The following is a 20526-nucleotide window of genomic DNA, read 5'->3' on the forward strand; positions in this document are numbered from 1 at the left end:
CGCGGCATCTGCCCGGAACGTCCCCCTACCCTGCGGTAATCACGTCTGGCAGGCTTCGGGGCATGACTGGCCGCAGCGCAGACCGGGCCCGCTACGACCGGGCCACCGCTCACCTCGACGCCCCCGTCGCGATCGTGGACCTGGAGGCCTTCGACGCCAACGCGGAGGATCTCGTACGGAGAGCGGCGGGCAAGCCCATACGCGTCGCGAGCAAATCCGTACGCTGCCGGGCCCTTCTCGAACGCGTCCTGGCCCGGGACGGCTTCGCCGGGATCATGTCGTTCACGCTCGACGAGTCGCTGTGGCTGGCCCGCTCCGGATTCGAGGACGTACTGCTCGCCTACCCGTCCGCCGACCGCAAGGCGTACGCGGAACTGGCGGGCGACCCCAAGCTCGCCGCCTCCGTCACCGTCATGGTCGACGACCCGGCGCAGCTGAAGCTGATCGACGACGCCCGGGACGGCGGACGTGAAGTGGTGCGCGTCTGCCTGGAGTTGGACACCTCGCTGAAGCTGCTCGGCGGGCGGGTGCGCGTCGGCGCTCGCCGTTCGCCCCTGCACTCCCCCGCCCAGGTCGCCGAGATGGCCCGCGCGGTGGCCCGGCGGCCCGGCTTCCGGCTCGTGGGGATCATGGCGTACGAGGGGCACATCGCCGGTGTCGGCGACGCCCTGCGCGGACGGCCGCTGCGCTCGCGTGCCATCCGGCTGATGCAGGCCGCGGCCCGCAGGGAGTTGGCCCAGCGGCGCGGCGAGGTCGTGCGTGCGGTACGGGCCGTGGCGCCGGACCTCGAGTTCGTCAACGGCGGCGGCACGGGCAGTGTCCAGCACACCGCCGCCGAGGACTCCGTCACCGAGATCGCGGCCGGATCGGGGCTCTACGTCCCGCGTCTCTTCGACAACTACACCTCGTTCAGCGGGCGTCCGGCCGCGCTCTTCGCCCAGCCCGTCGTCCGCAGGCCGGGCGTGGGCGTCGTGACCGTGCTCGGCGGCGGCTACCCGGCCTCGGGCGCGGCGGGAGTCGACCGGCTGCCTGAGCCGTACCTTCCCGAGGGGCTGCGGTACGACCCCCAGGAGGGGGCCGGCGAGGTACAGACACCGCTGCTCGGCTCCCCCGCCGACGATCTGCTCATCGGCGACAAGGTGTGGTTCCGGCACGCCAAGGCCGGTGAACTGTGCGAGCGGTTCGAGGTGCTGCACCTCGTGGAGGGCGAGACGGTGACGGCGACGGTCCCGACGTATCGAGGGGAAGGCCACACCTTCCTGTAGACACACGCGATCAGCCGTACGCACTACCGCGTGGGACCGACGCTGCTGCCCACCCCTCCGCTCGTGTCCCCGTCGTCCACCGGCCGGATCCCCTTGGTGATCTTGTCCATGTCGGTGAGCGGCGGCCCGTCCTGACCGGCGTCGAAGACGAACCGCACCATGACCGGTGCCTGGGAGCCGACGCTGGACGGGAACGCCAGCGACTGGACGTAACCCCCGGGCCCCTTCTCGGTCTTGACCTGCCAGCGCACGAAGTACCCGGTGCGGCCCGCGACCGCGACCGGCCCCTGCTTGACCAGCTTCTTGGACGTGATGCCGCCGTAGGGACGCCGGTCGAGCTGGTCGCGGTCGTACGCCTGGTCCGCCGCCTCCGAGATGTCGTCCTTGGCGAGCGCCTCGGGGGACTTCTCGTCGTTCGCGGTCACCGTGCGCGAGATGACCCTGCCGTGGCGGCAGAGTCCGTCGTCGCCCGGGCAGGTGTAGGTGTCGGGCGTGGTCAGGACGACGTTGTCCTCGGCGACGTACTGGGGTCTGACCCAGCCGTCGAGGAGCGGGAAGGTGATGCCGTTGAGCTCGTCCACGACCACGGAGGGATCGTCGGCGGACGGTTCGGAGGTGGACTCCGAGGGCGTGGGCGAGGGCGGGTCGCCGACGGGCGCGGATGACTCGGGCGCCGGGGTGGTGTTCGCCTCCGGGGAGCCGTCGTCCCGGTTCAGGACGACGGCTCCGGTGACGATCGCGGCGACCAGGACGGCTGCCGCGGCGACGAGGGCGATGACCTTCGCACGGCCGGAGCCGCCGGGTGTGGGAGCGAACCCGGACTGTGCCGTGGGCTGTTGAGGTTGCGCTTCGGGGGCACGCATGTGCTCGGTCCACCTGGTGCCGTCCCACCAGCGCTCGACATGCGGCGCCGAGGGATCGCGGTACCAGCCGGGCGGGGGCGTCATGCTCATTCCGGAACTGTAAGCGCCCCTCCACCGTCAGTACACGGCCGTCTACACAGGTGTGACGTACGCGCCCGCGATCCCGCCGTCCACCAGGAAGTCGGTGGCGTTCACGAAGGACGAGTCGTCGCTGGCGAGGAAGGCGACCGCCGCGGCGAGCTCCTCGGCCTCCGCGAACCGCCCGACCGGGATGTGCACGAGACGGCGCGCGGCCCGCTCCGGGTCCTTGGCGAACAGCTCCTGGAGGAGCGGGGTGTTGACGGGCCCGGGGCACAAGGCGTTGACGCGGATGCCCTCGCGGGCGAACTGCACGCCCAGTTCGCGGGACATGGCGAGGACGCCGCCCTTGGAGGCGGTGTACGAGATCTGGGAGGTCGCCGCACCCATCCGGGCCACGAACGACGCCGTGTTGATGATGGAACCCTTGCCCTGGCGCCGCATGTAGGGGATCGCGGCCTTGCAACACAGGTACACGGAGGTGAGGTTGACCTCCTGGACCCGCTTCCAGGCCTCGAGGCCGGTCTCCAGGATGGAGTCGTCGTCGGGCGGCGAGATGCCCGCGTTGTTGAAGGCGATGTCGACCGAGCCGTAGGTGTCGTACGCGGTCTTGAACAGCGCCTCGACCTGCTCGGGGTCGGTGACGTCGACCTTCACGAAGATCCCGCCCACTTCCTCGGCGGCCCCCTTGCCGCGCTGCTCGTCCACGTCTCCGCAGACGACATGGGCGCCCTCGGAGGCGAGCCGGCGCGCGGTGGCGAGGCCGATGCCGCTGCCGGCACCGGTGATGACGGCGGTGCGGCCGACGAGGCGGCGGCAGATGGTTTCGTCGGTCACTGTGCGGGGCCCTCCGTGCTGATGAAGACGTTCTTGGTCTCGGTGAAGGCGGTGAGCGCGTCCGGGCCGAGCTCGCGGCCGAGTCCGGACTGCTTGTAGCCGCCGAACGGGGTCCAGTAGCGGACGCTGGCATGGGAGTTGACGGACAGGTTCCCGGCACGTACGGCCTGGGACACGCGCAGCGCCCGGCCGACGTCCCGGGTCCAGATGGAGCCGGAGAGTCCGTACTCGGTGGCGTTGGCGAGCCGGATCGCGTCCGCCTCGTCGTCGAAGGGCAGCACGACGGCGACCGGTCCGAAGACCTCCTCGACGGCCACGCGCGCGTGCGGCTCGATTCCGGTCAGGACGGTGGGCGGGAACCAGAAGCCGGGGCCTTCGGGGGCGGTGCCGCAGATCCCTTTCAGGTCGTCGGTGACGTACGAACGTACGCGTTCCAGCTGAGCCTTGGAGATCAGCGGGCCCATCGCGGTCTTCTCGTCGGCCGGGTCGCCGACGAGGACGGACTCGACGGCGGGGGCGAGGAGTTCGAGGAAGCGGTCGTACGCCGAGCGCTGGACGAGGATGCGGGTGCGGGCGCAGCAGTCCTGGCCGGAGTTGTCGAGGAAAGACATGGGGGTGGCCGCGGCGGCGGCTTCGATGTCGGCGTCGGCGAAGACGATGTTCGGGCTTTTGCCGCCGAGTTCGAGGGTCACGGGCTTCAGGAGCGCCGAGCCCTTGGCCAACACCTGTTTGCCCACGGGCGTTGATCCCGTGAAGACGATCTTCGCGACTCCGGGATGCTCGACGAGCGCGTTGCCCGCGACGGAACCCACGCCCGGGAGTACCTGGAAAAGCCCCTCGGGAAGCCCGGCCTCCAGGGCGAGTTCGGCCAGCCGCAGCGCCGTCAGCGGGGTCGTCTCGGCGGGCTTGAGGATGACCGCGTTGCCCGCCGCGAGCGCCGGAGCGGTGCCCCAGGCCGCGATGGGCATCGGGAAGTTCCAGGGCGCGATCACAGCGACGACACCGAGGGGTTCGAGGATCGTGACGTCGAGCCCGCCGGCGACGGGGATCTGCCGCCCGGTCAGCCGCTCCACTCCCCCGGCCGCGTAGTCGAGCAGATCGCGTACGTTGCCGGCTTCCCAGCGGGCGTTGCCGATGGTGTGTCCGGCCTCCCGCACCTCCAACTGGGCGAGTTCCTCGAGGTGTTCGTCGACGGCGACGGCGAAGCGGCGCAGCAGCCGGGCCCGCTCGCCCGGCGCGAGGGCGGCCCACCCGGACTGTGCCTTCGCCGCCCGTACGACGGCGGAGTCGACGTCCTCGGCGCCGGCGGCCGGGACGGTGGCGATGACCTCCTCCGTCGCCGGATTGAGGACCTGGAGCTCATGCTCGTACGACACGGACGGACCTCTCACATGCGTTCGAAGGAGCGGCGCAGCTCCCAGTCGGTCACCGCGGCGTCGAAGGCCTGGAGTTCGACGCGGGCCATGTTGCGGTAGTGGGCGACGACCTCGTCCCCGAAGGCGGCCTTGGCGATGGGGCTGTTCTCCCAGAGCTCGGCGGCCTCGTGCAGGGTGGTGGGGACGTGCTCGTACTCGCCGGTGTACGCGTTCCCGGTGCACGCCTCCGGCAGCTCCAGTTGCTGCTCGATGCCGTACAGACCGGCCGCGACGAGTCCCGCGACGGCCAGGTACGGATTGACGTCGCCGCCGGGCAGCCGGTTCTCGAAGCGCATCGAGCGGCCGTGGCCGACCACACGCAGGGAGCAGGTGCGGTTGTCGTAGCCCCAGGCGGCGGCGGTCGGCGCGAAGGAGCCGGCCTGGAATCTCTTGTACGAGTTGATGTTGGGCGCGTACAGCAGGGAGAAGTCCCTGAGTGCGGCCAGCTGTCCGGCGAGGAAGTGCCGCATCACGTCGGACATGCCGCCGGGCCCGTCGCCGGCCATGGCATTGCGGCCGTCCTTGTCCGCGAGCGAAAGGTGGATGTGGCAGGAGTTGCCCTCGCGCTCGTTGTACTTCGCCATGAAGGTGAGCGAGACGCCCTCCTGGGCGGCGATCTCCTTGGCGCCCGTCTTGTAGATGGCGTGCTGATCGCAGGTGACCAGGGCCTCGTCGTACTTGAACACGATCTCGTGCTGCCCGGGATTGCACTCTCCCTTGGCGGACTCGACGGTCAGCCCGGCGGCCTGCATCTCGTTGCGGATACGCCGCAGCAGGGGCTCGACACGGCCCGTGCCCAGCACCGAGTAGTCGATGTTGTACTGGTTCACCGGGGTCAGCCCCCGGTAGTTGGCGTCCCAGGCCTGCTCGTAGGTGTCCTTGAAGACGATGAACTCCAGCTCGGTGCCGACCTGCGCGGTGTAGCCGAGTTCGGCGAGGCGCTCCAGCTGGCGGCGGAGGATCTGGCGGGGCGCGGCGACGACGGGCGCGTCGTTGTTCCAGGCCAAGTCGGCCATGAGCATGGCCGTACCGGCGTTCCACGGCACCTTGCGCAACGTGCTGAGATCCGGACGCATGGCGAAGTCGCCGTAGCCGCGGTCCCAGGAGGACATCTCGTACCCGTCGACCGTGTTCATCTCGGTGTCGACCGCGAGGAGGTAGTTGCATCCCTCCGTACCGTGCTGGAGGACGTCGTCCAGGAAGAAGCGCGCGGCGAACCGCTTGCCCTGAAGTCGCCCCTGCATGTCCGGGAAGGCCAGGACGACAGTGTCGATCTCGCCACTCGCGACGAGTGCGTGCAACTCCTCGACACTGAGGGGTGATGTGCGATGGGCCACGGGAAAGGCCTCCTTCGGTCGGCCGAGAGCCATAAGGTATTGCCGAGAACCATTGCTTGGGAAGGGGGCACGGCCATATGACGCAGCCGGATGCGCGCGGCGTGAACGACCGGCCGGGCGATCAGCTGGCGCCCGTCCTTCGGCCGGTCCGCGCGGGCAACGGCTTCGAGGAGGCACTGGAGCAGATCCTCCAGGTGGTCCGGCTCGGTCTGGTGCCCGGTGGTGAACGGCTGCCCGCCGAGCGGGAGTTGGCGGAGCGGCTCGGGATCAGCCGGGTGACGCTGCGCGAGGTGCTGAAGGTGCTCCAGGACCAGGGTCTGGTCGAGTCGCGGCGCGGGCGGTACGGCGGCACGTTCGTCCGGCCCAGGACCGAGGCGCCCGGCGAGGCCGAGTTGCGCCGCCGGGTCGAGGGCGTGGACATCGAGGACGTACTGCGCTTCCGGGAGGTCCTGGAGGTGGGTGCGGCCGGCCTCTGCGCGACCCACGGCCTGTCCGCCGACCAGTCCGCGCGCCTGCGCGAGGCCCTCGCCCGCACCCACGACGCACCGCTCGCGGAGTACCGGCGCCTCGACACGCTCCTCCACCTCACGCTCACCGAACTGTGCGGCTCCCCGAGCCTCACCGCCCAGTACGCGGCCGTACGCGCGACCATGAACGACCTTCTCGACTGCATCCCGCTCCTGGTACGGAACCTGGAGCATTCCCAGCAGCAGCACACCGCGATCGTCGAGGCGGTGCTCGACGGGGACGCGGACGGTGCGCGGGAGATGATGCGCGAGCACTGCGCGGGCACTGCGGCCCTGCTGCGCGGCTTCCTCACGTGACGCGCCACCTGACGCGCTGACTCGGCTTCGGGACTCATGGCACGCACCACGGCCTCCCGACGCGAGGCCCGATTAACGGGCATGTAACGCACAGCTATTGCTTTCTGACCCCATGGCCCGCAAAGGTATGGATCCGTTCCATTGTGTGTCACTGCGCTGCCGGGGTCTTTCGTGTGCCTGGCGGCCCCTTCCGCCCGAGCGTCCGCCGCCCTGTGGGGAGTCCGCCCATGTCCACCGATTCCACCAACCCACCCGCCGCCCCTGAGGCGGACGACTATCTGGAGCGCAGAGCCCTGCGCCGGGGCAGCGCCGGCTGGCTGCTGCTCACCGGCCTCGGCGTCGCGTACGTCGTCTCCGGTGACTTCTCCGGCTGGAACTTCGGACTCGCCGAGGGCGGCTTCGGCGGCCTCGGGATCGCCATGGTCCTCATGGGCCTGATGTACACGTGCATGGTCTTCGCGCTCGCCGAGCTGTCCTCCATCCTGCCCACGGCGGGCGGCGGCTACGGCTTCGCGCGCCGGGCCCTCGGGCCCTGGGGCGGCTTCCTGACCGGCACGGCGATCCTCATCGAGTACATCCTCGCGCCCGCCGCCATCTCCATCTTCATCGGCGACTACGTCGAGTCGCTGGGCCTGTTCGGGCTCACCTCCGGCTGGCCGGTGTACCTGGCCTGCTTCGTGATCTTCATCGGCATCCACCTGTGGGGCGTCGGCGAGGCGCTGCGCTTCAGCTTTGTCGTCACCGGGATCGCGGTGTTGGCGCTCCTGGTGTTCGCGGTCGGGGCGCTCCCCGACTTCGACGCCTCGAACCTCAACGACATCCCGGTGGACGCGAGCGCCTTCGGCTCCAGTTCCTGGCTTCCCCTGGGCCTGCTGGGCATCTGGGCCGCCTTCCCGTTCGGCATGTGGTTCTTCCTGGGGGTCGAGGGCGTACCGCTCGCGGCCGAGGAGACCAAGGACCCGGCGCGTACGCTGCCGAAGGCGATCCGCTGGTCGATGGCCATCCTGGTGTTCCTGGCCCTGCTCACCTTCTTCGCCGCCGCCGGGGCACGCGGCTCGGACGCCATCCAGGAAGCGGGCAACCCTCTCGTCGAGGCGCTCCAGCCCGACGGTGAGGCGACGACGCTGAGCCGGATCGTCAACTACGCGGGTCTCGCGGGCCTGGTCGCGTCGTTCTTCTCCCTGATCTACGCGGGCTCGCGTCAGCTCTTCGCGCTCTCGCGGGCCGGCTACCTGCCCCGCTTCCTGTCCCTGACGAGCAGCCGCAAGGCCCCCTACCTGGGCCTGCTGGTGCCGGGCGCGATCGGCTTCGCGCTGGCCGCGGCGACGGGCGACGGGGCACGCATGCTGAACGTGGCGGTCTTCGGCGCCACCATCTCGTACGCGCTGATGTCGCTCTCGCACATCGTGCTGCGCCGCCGCGAACCGAACCTCGAGCGGCCGTACCGTACGCCGGGCGGTGTGCTGACGTCCTCGGTGGCGCTGGTGCTGGCGTGTTCCGCGCTGGTGGCGACGTTCCTGGTGGACGTGACGGCGGCGTTCATCGCACTCGCGGTCTACGTGGTGGCGGTCGCCTACTTCGGTCTCTACAGCCGCAAGCACCTGGTGGCGAAGGCACCGGAGGAGGAATTCGCGGCGCTGGCGGCCGCCGAGGCAGAGTTGGAGCGGAACTGATCCAGGAGAGCACGAAAAGGGGTTCATGGTGGGCGGCAGGCCGCTGATCGGAGTCAGTACGTATCTGGAGTCCGCGCGCTGGGGCGTGTGGGAGCTGGAGGCGGCGCTGCTGCCCGTCGGATATCCGCGGCTGGTGCGGGACGCGGGCGGGCTGGCCGCGATGCTGCCGCCTGACGATCCCGCGCACGCCGCCGCGGCCGTGGCCCGGCTCGACGGGCTGGTGATCGCGGGCGGCCCGGATGTGGATCCGGCACGGTACGGCGCCGTGCGCGAGCCACGTACGGGGCCCGAGGCCCGCGAGCGGGACAGCTGGGAACTCGCTCTGATCGACGCCGCGTTGGCCTCCGGCACTCCGCTGCTGGGGATCTGCCGGGGGATGCAGCTCCTGAACGTGGCCCTCGGCGGGACGCTCGTGCAGCACATCGAGGGGCATGCCGAGGTCGTCGGCGTCTTCGGCCGCCACACCGTGAAGCCGGTTCCCGGCTCCCTCTACGCCGGCCTGGTGCCCGAGGAGACCTCGGTCCCCACCTACCACCACCAGTCCGTGGACCACCTCGGCTCCGGCCTCACGGCTTCGGCCCACGCACCGGACGGAACGGTGGAGGCGCTGGAACTCTCGGGTCAGGGCTGGGTGTTGGGGGTTCAGTGGCACCCCGAGATGGGGGACGACGTCCGGGTGATGCAGGGGCTGGTTCGCGCCTGCATCTGACCGGGTGCCTCCATCGGAATGCTCGGTCCAGCGGACCCTCTCCAAGAGCCATGGCCGAAGCTCACGTACGACGGAAACTCAGGAGGCCGCCGACCCGGCAGTCTCCTGTTCCGCCTCCACCTGCGCGTTCCAGTCCCGCTTCGCCGCCTGCCAGCCGTCCTCGTTGTGGCCGAGGCGCCAGTAGCCGGAGATCGACAGGTTCTCGCGCGGGATCTGGTGCTCGACGCGCAGCAGTCGGCGCAGCTCCTTCACGAAGCCCGCCTCGCCGTGCACGAAGGCGCACACCCGGCCCTCCGGAAACTCCAGCGCCCGTACGGCCTCGACCAGCGCCTCGCCGATCGGGCGATCGCCGCGGTGCAGCCAGACGACCTCCACGTCGGAGGCGATCTTCTGCTCCTCGTCCTGGCCCTCGATCTCGACGAAGGCGTACACCTTGGCGCCGTCGGGCATCGCCTCCAGGGAGGCGGCGATGGCGGGCAGCGCGCTCTCGTCCCCGGCCAGCAGATGCCAGTCGGCATCGGCATCGGGCGCGTACGCCCCGCCGGGGCCCAGGAACCGGACGATCTCGCCCTGCTGGACCCGCATGGCCCACGGCCCGGCGAGGCCCTCGTCGCCATGGATCACGAAGTCGAGCGTCAGCTCACGCAGCTCGGGGTCCCAGGCGCGCACCGTGTACGTACGCGTCACGGGCCACTGCTCGCGCGGGAACTCCTCGCGGATCCGGGCCATGTCGAAGGGCTCCGGATACGTCACGCCCTCCGCCCCGAACAGCAGCTTGACGTAGTGATCGGTACTGCTGCCCACGGAGAATTCGGCGAGGCCTTCACCGCCGAGAACCACGCGCTGCATATGCGGGGTGAGCCGCTCCGTGCGGACCACCCGCGCGGAGTGGGGCTTCGGAACCCTGCGTGCCGGACGCTCTGCCATGACGGCCTCCCGAAATTTACTAAGGCTTACCTAAGTTAGCACCTCCTTCTAGTTAACACCTCGCGCTTGATAAGTCGATATCCACGCTTGGGGTGTTGATGACCACACCTTTAGAAATGGCGAAAGCCTGGCCCTGAAGGGCGAAGTGCGGGCTGTCACGGCTCACGATCCGAGCGTCACCAGCAGTCGCTGCAGTGAGCCACCCAGACCCCAGCGAGCCGCAAGCTCCTCCAAGGCCGCCGGGTCGCGGGGCGCACTCGGCAGTGTCGTGTCCACCACCGGCAGTGGTACGTCGTCGGCCACCTTGACGACCTTGGGCGCGACAGCCACGTACGGCCGCGCCTCGTCGAGGCGTTTGCGCTGCGAGGGCGTGAGCTTCGCCTTCGGGTCGTCGACCGCCGCCATGATCCCGGCCAGGTCGCCGAACTCGGCCAGCAGCTTGGCGGCCGTCTTCTCGCCGATGCCCGGCACCCCCGGCAGACCGTCGCTGGGGTCGCCGCGCAGCAGCGCCAGATCCGCGTACCCCGGACCGTTCACCCCGTACTTCTCGCGCAGCAGCGCCTCGTCCGTGAGCTGCATGCTGCCCACGCCCTTGAGCGGATACAGCACCCTCACCTGCCGCTTGTCGTCGACCAGTTGGAACAGGTCACGGTCGCCGGTGACGATGTCGACCGGGCCCGCGGCGCGGGCCGTGAACGTGCCGATCACATCGTCCGCCTCGTACCCCTCGACCCCCACGCGGGCGATGCCCAGCGCGTCCAGGACCTCCTCGATGACGGGCACCTGGGGCGAGAGGGTGTCGGGCACTTCCTCCTCGTCCGGGCCCGCCTCGCGCTCCTGAGCGACGCGGTGCGCCTTGTAGGAGGGGATCAGGTCTACGCGCCACTGGGGCCGCCAGTCCGCGTCCATGCACGCCACGAGATCGTCCGGGTGGCGGTCCCGCACGAGCCGGTCGATGAATTCGAGCAGCCCCCGCACCGCGTTCACCGGTGTGCCGTCCGGGGCCTTCACGGAATCCGGGACTCCGAAATAGGCGCGGAAGTACAGCGAAGCGCTGTCGAGAAGCATGATTCGGCGAGAAGGCTGCGTCTGCTGCGTCACGCCAAGCATCATGCCGTACGCCACTGACAGTCACTGTCCGAAGTGGTCTGCCGGTGAAACGGAACGCCGCTACCCATTAAACGTAAACAGCCTGTGAACCGGGACACCCTTGCGTTTGGTCCAGACAACCGGGGGCAGGTGCCGATCCGGAGCGAAGCCGGTCCCATTTTCAACCACACCTGACAAACAGGGAACAAAGGAGACCGGACGAGCGGGCGGAACCCGCGTCGCTCCACGGCCCGCCGGCGGGGGAGGCGGGCCGTCTTCGTTCGACTTGAGAGGTACAAGTGTCATCCAGGCTGCAAGCCGAACACCTCTACAAGGTGTTCGGCAGACGACCCGAGAAAGCGGTCGAGCGACTCCACAAGGGCGGTGACCGTGAGGAACTGCGCGCCGACGGCACCACCGCCGCGGTGATCGACGCGTCCTTCACGGTCGAACCGGGCCAGACCTTCGTCGTCATGGGTCTGTCCGGGTCCGGCAAGTCCACGCTGCTGCGCATGCTGAACGGACTGCTGGAGCCCACCGCGGGTCAGGTGCTCTTCGACGGTCAGGACCTGACCGCGCTGAGCGACCGAGAGCTGCGCGAGGTCCGCTCGAAGAAGATCAGCATGGTCTTCCAGCACTTCGCGCTGTTCCCGCACCGCAGTGTCCTCGAGAACGCCGCGTACGGCCTGGAGGTGCAGGGTGTACCGCGCGCCGAGCGCGAGATGCGTGCCGCCGACGCCCTCGCCATGTGCGGTCTTGGCGGCTGGGAGAAGTCCTGGCCCGACGAGCTGTCCGGCGGTATGCAGCAGCGCGTGGGCCTGGCCCGTGCTCTGGCCACCGACGCCGACCTGCTCCTGATGGACGAGTCCTTCAGCGCCCTCGACCCGCTGATCCGCCGCGATATGCAGGACCAGCTGATCGAGCTCCAGAAGAAGCTCAAGAAGACCATCGTCTTCATCACGCACGACCTCAACGAGGCCATGCGCCTGGGCGACCGTATCGCCGTGATGCGCGACGGCCGCATCGTCCAGATCGGCACCGCCGAGGACATCCTGGTCCGCCCCGCAAACGATTACGTCGCCTCCTTCACCAAGGACGTCGACCGCTCCCGCGTCCTCACGGCCGAAGCCGTCATGGACACGAACCTGCGGGGCGACGAGGCGGACTGCGGCTGTGAGACCGCGCGGCCCGACAGCTCCTTCGTGGACCTCTGCGCGATCAGCGCCCGCGTGCCGCACTCGGTCGCGGTGCTCGACAAGAAGCAGAAGCTCGTCGGGGTCGTACCGCGGCAGCGGCTGATCGGCTTCCTCGGGGACGAGCAGGGCGAGCCCAGGCCCTGTGACGCACCGCGTGACAAGGTTGTCAAGGTGGTGAAGACCGGTGCCTAGGATCCCCTTCGGCGACTGGGTCAACGACACGGTCGACTGGCTGCTCAGCAACATGGCGTGGCTCTTCGACTTCTTCAAGACCGTCTTCGAGGGCACGTACGACGGAATCAACGCCGTCCTGCAGGCCCCGGAGCCGCTCCTCCTCGCGGGCATCTTCGCCGTGATCGCGTTCTGGCTGCGCGGCACGTCCGCCGGTGTCCTCACCTTCGTGGGATTCGCCTTCATCGACTCCCTCGAACTGTGGGAGAACGCGATGGTGACCCTGTCGCTCGTCCTCGTGGCGACGATCATCGCGCTCGCCGTCGCGGTACCCGTGGGCATCTGGGCGGCGCGCTCCGACCGGGTGAGCAACCTGGTCCGGCCGGTGCTCGACTTCATGCAGACGCTGCCCGCGATGATCTACCTCATCCCGGCGATCCTGTTCTTCGGCACCGGCGCCCCCGCGGGCATCGTGGCCACCATGATCTTCGCGCTGGCACCCGGCGTCCGCATGACGGAGCTGGGCATCCGCCAGGTCGACAAGGAACTGGTCGAGGCCGCCGACGCGTTCGGCACCACCCCCGGCAACACCCTGCTGCGCATCCAGCTGCCGCTGGCGCTTCCCACGGTCATGGCCGGCGTCAACCAGGTCATCATGCTGGGCCTGTCCATGGCCGCCATCGCGGGCATGGTCGGCGCCGGCGGACTCGGCGGCGACGTGAACGAGGCCCTCGGCCAGCTGAACGTGGGCCTGGGCTCCGAGGCCGGCGTCGCCATCGTCATCCTGGCGATCTACCTGGACCGTATGACCAGCTCGCTGGGCACCCAGGTCTCGCCGCTCGGTCGCCGGGCCCTCGCCAAGGTGCGTGCCGCGCAGGGCCTGAAGATCTGGACCTACCGCCCCCGGCCCGCCGTGGCCATGATCGGCGTCGTCGTGCTCGCTCTGGTCGCCGGCGGCATGGGCGTCTTCGGCGGTACGAACTCCGAGACCACCGCCGCCGACTCCTCGAACGTCGGCCAGGGCAAGAAGATCACCATCGGCTACATCCCGTGGGACGAGGGCGTCGCCTCCACCTTCCTGTGGAAGGAGATCCTTGAGGAGCGCGGCTACGAGGTCGAGGCGAAGCAGCTCGAGGCCGGCCCGATGTATACCTCTCTCGCGGGCGGCGACATCGACTTCCAGACGGACGCCTGGCTGCCGACCACACACGAGCAGTACTGGACGAAGTACGGCAAGCAGCTCGAAGACCTGGGCTCCTGGTACGGACCGACGTCCCTGGAGCTGAGCGTGCCCTCCTACATGAAGGGCATCGACTCCATGGAGGACCTCAAGGGCAAGGCCTCGGAGTTCGGCGGCAAGATCACCGGCATCGAGTCCAGCGCCGGCATGATGAGCCTGCTCAAGAGCAAGGTGCTCAAGGACTACGGGCTCGACAAGGAGTACAAGGTCGTCGACAGCTCCACGCCCGCGATGCTGGCCGAGCTGAAGCGCGCGTACGCCAAGCAGGAGCCCATCGTCGTCACGCTGTGGTCGCCGCACTGGGCGTACAACGACTACAAGCTGACGAAGCTCAAGGACCCGAAGGGCGCCTGGGGCAAGGGCGACGGGGTGCACACGGTCTCCCGCAAGGGCTTCACCGAGGACAACCCGGTCGTCGGCCAGTGGCTGAAGAACTTCAAGATGACCGAGAAGCAGCTCACCAGCCTCGAGGCGGAGATCAACAAGGCGGGCGAGGGCAAGCAGCCGCAGGCCGTGAAGGCCTGGCTGAAGTCGAACCCCGGCGTCGTCGACAAGCTGGCCCCGGTCGAGAACTCCACGGGCGGCGACCTGGCGGAGGCGAAGCGTCCGGTGGACGTCGCCTTCTTCCCCTGGGACGAGAACGTCGCCGTCACCTACCTGTGGAAGAACGTCCTGGCCCGCCGCGGCTACACGCTGAACCTCAAGCAGATGGACGTCGGCCCGGTCTACACGGGCCTGTCCACCGGCGACATCGACGTCAACTTCGACGCGTGGCTGCCGTACGCCCAGGCGAACTACTGGGACAAGTACAAGAACAACCTGAGAGACCTGGGCACCTGGTACCAGCCGACCTCGCTGGAGCTCGCCGTGCCCTCGTACGTGAAGGACGTGAAGTCCCTGGCGGACCTCAAGGGCAAGGCCGACACCTTCGGCGGCAAGATCATCGGCATCGAGCCGGGCACCGGCGAGATGAACCTGCTCAAGAAGGACGTCCTGCCGGGCTACGGCCTGGACAAGGAGTACGAGGTCGTCGACGGCTCCACGCCCGCGATGCTGGCCGAGCTGAAGCGCGCGTACGCCAAGAAGGAGCCGATCATCGCCGTCCTGTGGTCCCCGCACTGGGCCTACAGCGAGTACGAGCTGACCAAGCTGTCGGACGAGAAGAAGCTGTTCGGTGAGGGGAACACGATCCGTACGATCACCAACAAGGCGTTCCCGGACCAGTACCCGCAGCTCACGAAGTGGATCAAGAACTTCAAGATGAGCGAGGACGAGCTCGGCACCCTGGAGGCCGAGATCAAGGACCGCGGCCAGGGCAACGAGGAGGAGGCCGTCGCCGCGTGGCTGAAGGAGCACCCGGACATGGTGAGCCGGATGACTCCGTAGCAGTGCGGTAGTACGGCAGCAGTCGGCCAAGGGGTGGGCTTCGCCCGCCGGGACCGTGTGGTTCCGGTGCGACGAAAGTCCACCCCTTTGTTTACAGCCTTGTGACGGGCGCATGAAACGGTTTGCCGAACGTGCGTAGGGTGCAAACAAAACATCGGGAGACATTGGCTCGTACGTTCTTCGTATGTAGTACCCCAGACGTACGAAGAGCGGGCCGTCACCGAGCCGCCCGCACCGACCCTGCACCGACGACGCACAGGAGGGAGCCGAAGCGATGGACGACAACAAAGATGCCCTTCGGGTGGGCGCGGCCGTCCGGCGGCGGCGCCGGGCACTGGAGCTCACCCTCGCCGTCGTCGCCGAGCGCAGCGGACTGTCGGTGCCCTTCCTGAGCCAGGTCGAGAACGAGCGGGCCCGGCCCAGCATGCGCTCCCTCCAGCGCGTCGCCGACGCCCTCGGGACGACCTGCGTCGAACTCCTCGCCGCCGCCGACCCGGCGCGCAGCGTGGACGTGGTGCGCTCCGACGACTCCGAGTTCACCCACGAGCCCCTCGTGCGCCCCCTGGTGCGCGGCCACCACCAGTTGCACGCCATGGAGTTCAGCGGGGACCACGACGCGGGCCGCGAATTCCAGCACCGCAACGACGAGTTGATGTATGTCGCGGACGGCGCCGTCGAGGTCGAGGCGGAGGGCCGCGCGTACCGGCTGGGGCGCGGCGACACGCTGTACATGACCGGTGGCGTACGGCACCGCTGGCGGGCGACCGTGCCGGACACCCGCGTACTGGTCGTGGCGGTCGCGGACCACATCGAGGCGGCGGAGGACACACAGCGGTGAGGGCGGTGTCCCTGGTGCCGTCCCTCACGGAGGCGGTGGCCGCCTCGGCGCCGGGCGTGCTGGCCGGGGCGACGGACTGGTGCACGCATCCCGTCGATCTCGATGTCGTACGGATCGGGGGCACGAAGAACCCGGACGTCGAGCGAATCGTGCGGCTCGCACCCGACCTCGTGATCGCCAACGAGGAGGAGAACCGGGAGCCGGATCTGACCGCCCTGCGGAAAGCGGGGCTCGAGGTACTGGTGACCGAGGTGCGGAATGTGCCGCAGGCGTTTCGTGAGCTGGAGCGGGTGCTTGAGGCATGCGAGGTTCGGGGTCGGCCCCGGTGGCTGGACGAGGCGGAGGCGGTCTGGGCAGACCTGCCGGCGCCGGAGCACCGCCTCCGTGCGGCCGTGCCGATCTGGCGGCGGCCGTGGATGGTACTCGGCCGGGACACCTTCGCGGGTGACGTACTGGCGCGACTGGGCGTGGACAACGCGTACGCGACGCACCCGGAGCGCTATCCACGCGTGCCCATCAAGGAGTTGCAGACCGCCGAGTTCGTGGTACTACCGGACGAGCCGTACCGTTTCACGGCCGAGGACGGCCCCGAGGCATTCGAGGGCCGACCCTGCGCATTGGTCAGCGGACGGCATCTCACTTGGTACGGCCCTTCATTGGCCGAGGCGCCTGGAGTACTCGGCAGAGCAATTGCCTCCACCGGTTGAGCAGCTTCCCGAAGAAGCCCGCACCCCCAACAACCCGCAGCCTCCCACCGGCGGGAGGGGTCGTGGGCCGGTGCGTCGTATGCCCGTCGCTTAGCTTCGGTCTCGGAGAACCAGGGCCTTGTACCAGGCCAGGGCCGTATGCCCGCCCTGCGACGGGCTGACGCACCGGCCCACGACCCCGACCCACCCACGGGCCCAAGGGGCGCGGGGAACGGCGCGACCAGCCACAACGCACCCGCCCCCAAAAAACGAACCCACCCGCCGGAGGCCAGGTGCGAGCCCCTAAGGGCTTGGCACTCCCACATAGAGTGGGCTTATGAGCGCGGCTGAACAGGAGTTTCCCGAGCCCACCGGAGGCCTCGCCCGCCGAGTGCCCGAACTCGGAGCATTGGAGTTGCTGCTTGCTGTGGCACGGCTGGGAAGTCTGGGACGGGCGGCGCGGGAGCTGGGGATCACGCAGCCGGCGGCCAGCAGCCGGATCCGGTCGATGGAGCGGCAGTTGGGCGTGGCTCTGGTGGACCGTTCGCCCACGGGGTCGCGGCTCACGGACGCCGGTGCGCTGGTGACGGACTGGGCGCAGCGGATCGTGGAGGCGGCGGAGGCGTTCGATGCCGGGGCGCAGGCGTTGCGTGACCGGCGTGACTCGCGGTTGCGGGTGGCCGCGAGCATGACGATCGCGGAGTATCTGCTGCCGGGGTGGCTGATCGCGCTGCGCGCCCAGCGTCCGGACACGGCCGTGTCGTTGCACGCCGGGAACTCCGCTGTCGTGGCCGAGCGGCTCCTCGCCGACGAGGCCGATCTCGGCTTCGTGGAGGGGCTGTCCGTGCCGACAGGGCTCGACTCGGCGGTCATCGCCCACGACCGGCTGATCGTGGTGACGGCGCCCGGGCATCCGTGGGCGCGGCGGCGTCGGCCGCTCGAGGCGACGGAGCTGGCGGCGACGCCGCTGATCCTTCGCGAGAAGGGTTCCGGGACGCGTCAGGTGCTGGACGCGGCGCTCGGAGGACTCGCTCGGCCGTTGATCGAGCTTTCGTCCACTACGGCAGTCAAGGCCTCCGCGGTGAGCGGCGCGGGGCCGGCGGTCCTGAGCGAGCTCGCTCTCGGCGAGGAGCTGTCGGCCCGTCGCCTCGTCTCGATCCCTGTGGCGGATGTGCGCCTCAGCCGGGCGCTTCGTGCGGTGTGGCCGGTGGGGCATCGGCCTACGGGGCCGGCGCGGGATCTTCTGTCGCTGACGGTCGCCTCCGGCGGCTGAGCGGGTGGGTTCGCGGTCGTTCGGTTCGTGGTCGTTCGGCTCGTCGTCGGGTGCGGGTTGATGGATCGCGTTTTTCCAGCATCCGCAACGGCGTGAGGACTTCGGCCCCCGGCAGACACGACCGCGTCATGCGAGCGAAACAGCTGCTGCCTAATTTCTGTCGCCCGACAGGAATTCCGCACTCCCCATTCCGCTCCCCTGTGCCCAAGGCAGGTGCCGCCGTGACGACGACCGCCCCCTCCGACGTCCATTCCGAGCCCCCGGACTCCCCCGGCGACGGCTCCCTCGCCGAGTTCGGCTACCGCCAGGAACTGCATCGCAGCCTGGGCCGCTATGCCTCGTTCGCCGCCGGGTTCTCCTTCATCTCGGTGCTGACGACCGTCTTCCAGTTCTTCGCGTTCGGCTACACCTTCGGCGGCCCGGTGTTCTTCTGGGCCTGGCCGGCCGTACTGATCGGCCAGTTGCTGGTGGCAGCCTGCTTCGCGGAGCTGGCCGCGCGCTATCCGATCTCCGGTGCCATCTACCAGTGGTCGTCCCGGCTCTCCAACCTCACGTTCGGCTGGTTCGCCGGCTGGATCATGGTGATCGGGCAGATCGTGGTGGTCGCTGCCGCGGCGCTCGCCCTGCAGGTGGTGCTGCCCGCGATCTGGTCCGGCTTCCAGCTGATCGGTGACGACCCGGCGCCGACGTCGGCGAGCGGCGCGGCCAACGCGGCGCTGTTCGGGGTGATCCTGCTGGTCCTGACGACCTTCGTGAACGTCATCGACATCCGCGTGATGTCCCTGATCAACCGCGTAGGCGTCACCGCCGAGATCATCGGCGCCGTCCTGATCATCGTGCTCCTGCTCACCCACTCCGAGCGCTCCCCCGGCATCACCTTCCACACCGGAACGGCCGCCCAGTCGGGCCTGTTCGGGGCGCTGCTGGTGGGTTCGTTCGCGGCGGCGTACGTGATGATCGGCTTCGACAGCGCGGGTGAGATGAGCGAGGAGACGCATCATCCGCGGCGTACCGCGCCCCGTACGATCCTCACCGCGCTCGGTGCGGCGGGACTGCTCGGCGGACTGATCATCCTCGGCGGTCTGCTGGCCGCGCCCAGCCTGACCGACGGCCGGCTCGGCGTCGAGGGCCTGAGTTACGTCCTGACCAGCAGCCTGGGCGACGGGGTGGGCCGGCTGCTGCTCGCCGACGTGGTGGTGGCCATCGCGGTGGCGACCCTCGCGATCCAGACGGCGGCCTGCCGCATGCTGTTCTCGATGGCCCGCGACGGCCAGCTGCCGTTCTCCCGACGGCTCGCGAAGGTCAACCCGCGCACCGGAATGCCGAGCGCGCCCGCCCTGGTCGTCGGCGTCCTCGCCGCGGCCCTCCTGCTCCTCAACTTCGCCTCGCCGGAGGCGTTCCTCGCCATCGGCACCACCTGCATCGTGATGCTCTATCTCGCGTACGCGATGGTGACCGGACCGCTCCTCTGGCAGCGCCTTCGCGGCAACTTCGCAGCCGAAGGAGCCGCAGGCACCGACGAAACGGGCCGCCCGTACTTCTCCCTCGGCCGCTGGGGTGTCCCCGTCAACGCACTCGCCCTGCTCTACGGCCTGTTCATGACGGTCAACCTCGCCTGGCCTCGCGCGGAGGTGTACGACCCGGCGGGCGGGCACTGGTACTTCCAGTGGTTCACCGTTCTGTTCCTCGGCGTGACGCTCGTCCTCGGTGGCGCCTATCGGGTGTACAGGGCGCGTACCACGGTCGCGGAGGCCCCTGCGTACGCTTGACCAGGTGAGACGTAGGAAACGGATTCCGTCCGCTCCCCTGCCGCAGCGTGCGGGGGTGGATCCGGTGCGGGTGCGGTTGCCCGTCGAGGGGGCGTGGGGCACCGTGCGGGAGCACCTGGTCGAGCGGCTCGCGGCAGGGGCCGGGGTGATCGACGGGATGCTCGACGCGGGGCTGATCGTCGGGGCGGACGGGCGGGCGGTGGCGGCCGACGCGGCGTATGTGCCGGGGATGTTCGTGTGGTTCCACCGGGAGCTGCCGGACGAGGTGCCGGTGCCGTTCGACCTCGATGTGGTGTATCGCGACGAGCACATCGTCGTGGTCGACAAGCCGCACTTCCTGGCCACGACGCCGCGCGGCAGTCATGTCGCCGAGACGGCTCTCGCGCGGCTGCGGCAGGAGCTGGGCATCCCCGCGCTCACGGCCGCGCACCGGCTCGACCGGCTCACGGCCGGCCTTGTGCTGTTCACGGTGCGGCCCGAGGAACGCGGCGCGTACCAGTCGCTGTTCCGCGACCGCCTCGTACGCAAGGAGTACGAGGCGGTGGCGCCGTACCGGGAGTCGCTGACGCTGCCGCGCACCGTGCGCAGCCGGATCGAGAAGGAGCGCGGGGTCCTGGCCGCCCAGGAGGTGCCGGGTGAGCCGAACGCCGTGACCCTGGTCGAACTGGTCGAGCACCGGGACCAACGCGCGCGCTACCGGCTGGGGCCCCGCACCGGGCAGACCCACCAGCTGCGGGTGCACATGAACGCGCTGGGTGTGCCGATCCTCGGCGACCCGCTCTACCCGGTGGTGACCGGCCCCGTACCGGCCGGTGACTTCCGGCGCCCGCTCCAACTGCTGGCGCGGGTGCTGGAGTTCACCGATCCGGTCACGGGGCGCAGCCACTCGTTCGTGAGCGGCCGGACGCTGGAGGCGTGGTCCGCGTACGAGAACTGGGCCACTCGGTGAC

17 protein-coding genes are annotated in these 20526 nt (G+C 69.6%); 11 read left to right on the forward strand and 6 right to left on the reverse strand.

Translation table 11 applies throughout. The features are described from left to right. Positions 1–62 precede the first annotated feature (62 nt). Complete coding sequence (locus IEZ21_RS24175) at positions 63–1265, forward strand: amino acid deaminase/aldolase (protein ID WP_189323991.1); 1203 nt, start codon at positions 63–65, stop codon at positions 1263–1265. A 23-nt stretch (positions 1266–1288) separates the two neighbouring features. On the opposite strand, the gene IEZ21_RS24180 is transcribed toward IEZ21_RS24175, so the two are convergent. From IEZ21_RS24180 to IEZ21_RS24195, 4 genes are read right to left on the reverse strand one after another with little or no spacing between them, the layout of a single operon-like run. After that, complete coding sequence (locus tag IEZ21_RS24180; RefSeq protein WP_189324063.1) at positions 1289–2212, reverse strand: DUF2510 domain-containing protein; 924 nt, start codon at positions 2210–2212, stop codon at positions 1289–1291. Positions 2213–2260: 48 nt separating this feature from the next. Further along, positions 2261–3043: a 3-oxoacyl-ACP reductase gene (locus IEZ21_RS24185; protein WP_189323992.1), complete on the reverse strand. Its 783-nt coding sequence runs from the start codon at positions 3041–3043 to the stop codon at positions 2261–2263. Beyond that, positions 3040–4419: an aldehyde dehydrogenase family protein gene (locus tag IEZ21_RS24190; RefSeq protein ID WP_189323993.1), complete on the reverse strand. Its 1380-nt coding sequence runs from the start codon at positions 4417–4419 to the stop codon at positions 3040–3042. The genes IEZ21_RS24185 and IEZ21_RS24190 overlap by 4 nt, the downstream gene beginning before the upstream one ends. A gap of 11 nt (positions 4420–4430) precedes the next feature. Further along, positions 4431–5795, reverse strand: coding sequence for a glutamine synthetase family protein (locus tag IEZ21_RS24195; RefSeq protein WP_033323427.1), 1365 nt, complete (start codon positions 5793–5795; stop codon positions 4431–4433). Positions 5796–5872: 77 nt separating this feature from the next. On the opposite strand from IEZ21_RS24195, the gene IEZ21_RS24200 reads away from it, so the two are divergent. The 3 genes from IEZ21_RS24200 to IEZ21_RS24210 all read left to right on the forward strand — a co-directional run bounded on the left by IEZ21_RS24200 (position 5873) and on the right by IEZ21_RS24210 (position 9001). Next, complete coding sequence (locus IEZ21_RS24200) at positions 5873–6619, forward strand: FadR/GntR family transcriptional regulator (protein WP_189323994.1); 747 nt, start codon at positions 5873–5875, stop codon at positions 6617–6619. 227 nt (positions 6620–6846) lie between these two features. Continuing rightward, positions 6847–8292: an ethanolamine permease gene (gene eat, locus IEZ21_RS24205; RefSeq protein ID WP_189323995.1), complete on the forward strand. Its 1446-nt coding sequence runs from the start codon at positions 6847–6849 to the stop codon at positions 8290–8292. Between the two features lie 28 nt (positions 8293–8320). Further along, positions 8321–9001 (forward strand): gamma-glutamyl-gamma-aminobutyrate hydrolase family protein, encoded by a 681-nt coding sequence (locus tag IEZ21_RS24210; RefSeq protein ID WP_373302287.1) that lies wholly within the window; start codon positions 8321–8323, stop codon positions 8999–9001. 78 nt (positions 9002–9079) lie between these two features. Here the strand turns inward: IEZ21_RS24210 and IEZ21_RS24215 are convergent, their stop codons facing one another. Both IEZ21_RS24215 and IEZ21_RS24220 read right to left on the reverse strand, forming a co-directional pair. After that, entirely contained in the window at positions 9080–9928 is an 849-nt protein-coding gene (locus tag IEZ21_RS24215; RefSeq protein ID WP_189323997.1) for a siderophore-interacting protein, read from the reverse strand. 162 nt (positions 9929–10090) lie between these two features. Continuing rightward, positions 10091–11038: a 5'-3' exonuclease gene (locus IEZ21_RS24220; RefSeq protein WP_246568101.1), complete on the reverse strand. Its 948-nt coding sequence runs from the start codon at positions 11036–11038 to the stop codon at positions 10091–10093. 278 nt (positions 11039–11316) lie between these two features. Here IEZ21_RS24220 and IEZ21_RS24225 point away from each other — a divergent pair, with 278 nt between their 5' ends. From IEZ21_RS24225 to IEZ21_RS24255, 7 genes are all read left to right on the forward strand, one after another. Then, positions 11317–12405 (forward strand): quaternary amine ABC transporter ATP-binding protein, encoded by a 1089-nt coding sequence (locus IEZ21_RS24225; protein WP_189323999.1) that lies wholly within the window; start codon positions 11317–11319, stop codon positions 12403–12405. After that, positions 12398–15010 (forward strand): ABC transporter permease/substrate binding protein, encoded by a 2613-nt coding sequence (locus IEZ21_RS24230; RefSeq protein WP_189324000.1) that lies wholly within the window; start codon positions 12398–12400, stop codon positions 15008–15010. The genes IEZ21_RS24225 and IEZ21_RS24230 overlap by 8 nt, the downstream gene beginning before the upstream one ends. A 274-nt stretch (positions 15011–15284) precedes the next feature. Further along, positions 15285–15848 carry a helix-turn-helix domain-containing protein gene (locus IEZ21_RS24235; protein WP_033323415.1) on the forward strand — a complete coding sequence of 188 codons (564 nt, stop codon included), beginning with the start codon at positions 15285–15287 and terminating at the stop codon, positions 15846–15848. Then, positions 15845–16555, forward strand: a complete 711-nt coding sequence (locus tag IEZ21_RS24240; RefSeq protein ID WP_189324001.1) for a helical backbone metal receptor — start codon at positions 15845–15847, stop codon at positions 16553–16555. Before IEZ21_RS24235 ends, IEZ21_RS24240 begins: the two co-directional genes overlap by 4 nt. A gap of 316 nt (positions 16556–16871) precedes the next feature. Next, positions 16872–17807, forward strand: coding sequence for a LysR family transcriptional regulator (locus IEZ21_RS24245; protein ID WP_189324002.1), 936 nt, complete (start codon positions 16872–16874; stop codon positions 17805–17807). A gap of 221 nt (positions 17808–18028) precedes the next feature. Next, entirely contained in the window at positions 18029–19576 is a 1548-nt protein-coding gene (locus tag IEZ21_RS24250; protein ID WP_189324003.1) for an amino acid permease, read from the forward strand. Positions 19577–19580: 4 nt separating this feature from the next. Continuing rightward, on the forward strand, positions 19581–20525 hold the full coding sequence (locus tag IEZ21_RS24255; RefSeq protein ID WP_189324004.1) for an RluA family pseudouridine synthase: 945 nt from the start codon (positions 19581–19583) through the stop codon (positions 20523–20525). The last annotated feature ends 1 nt before the right edge of the window (position 20526 follow it).

It is taken from the genome of Streptomyces flaveus (assembly GCF_014647675.1).
In the GTDB taxonomy this organism is placed as follows: Bacteria; Actinomycetota; Actinomycetes; order Streptomycetales; family Streptomycetaceae; genus Streptomyces; species Streptomyces flaveus.

Excerpts from the sequence above, each read along its gene's own strand:
- IEZ21_RS24245 (WP_189324002.1), top strand. The coding sequence starts at position 16,872 with ATGAGCGCGGCTGAACAGGAGTTTCCCGAGCCCACCGGAGGCCTCGCC.
- IEZ21_RS24235 (WP_033323415.1), top strand. The coding sequence starts at position 15,285 with ATGGACGACAACAAAGATGCCCTTCGGGTGGGCGCGGCCGTCCGGCGG.
- eat (WP_189323995.1), top strand. The coding sequence starts at position 6,847 with ATGTCCACCGATTCCACCAACCCACCCGCCGCCCCTGAGGCGGACGAC.
- IEZ21_RS24180 (WP_189324063.1), bottom strand. The coding sequence starts at position 2,212 with ATGACGCCCCCGCCCGGCTGGTACCGCGATCCCTCGGCGCCGCATGTC.
- IEZ21_RS24215 (WP_189323997.1), bottom strand. The coding sequence starts at position 9,928 with ATGGCAGAGCGTCCGGCACGCAGGGTTCCGAAGCCCCACTCCGCGCGG.
- IEZ21_RS24220 (WP_246568101.1), bottom strand. The coding sequence starts at position 11,038 with ATGCTTGGCGTGACGCAGCAGACGCAGCCTTCTCGCCGAATCATGCTT.
- IEZ21_RS24200 (WP_189323994.1), top strand. The coding sequence starts at position 5,873 with ATGACGCAGCCGGATGCGCGCGGCGTGAACGACCGGCCGGGCGATCAG.
- IEZ21_RS24175 (WP_189323991.1), top strand. The coding sequence starts at position 63 with ATGACTGGCCGCAGCGCAGACCGGGCCCGCTACGACCGGGCCACCGCT.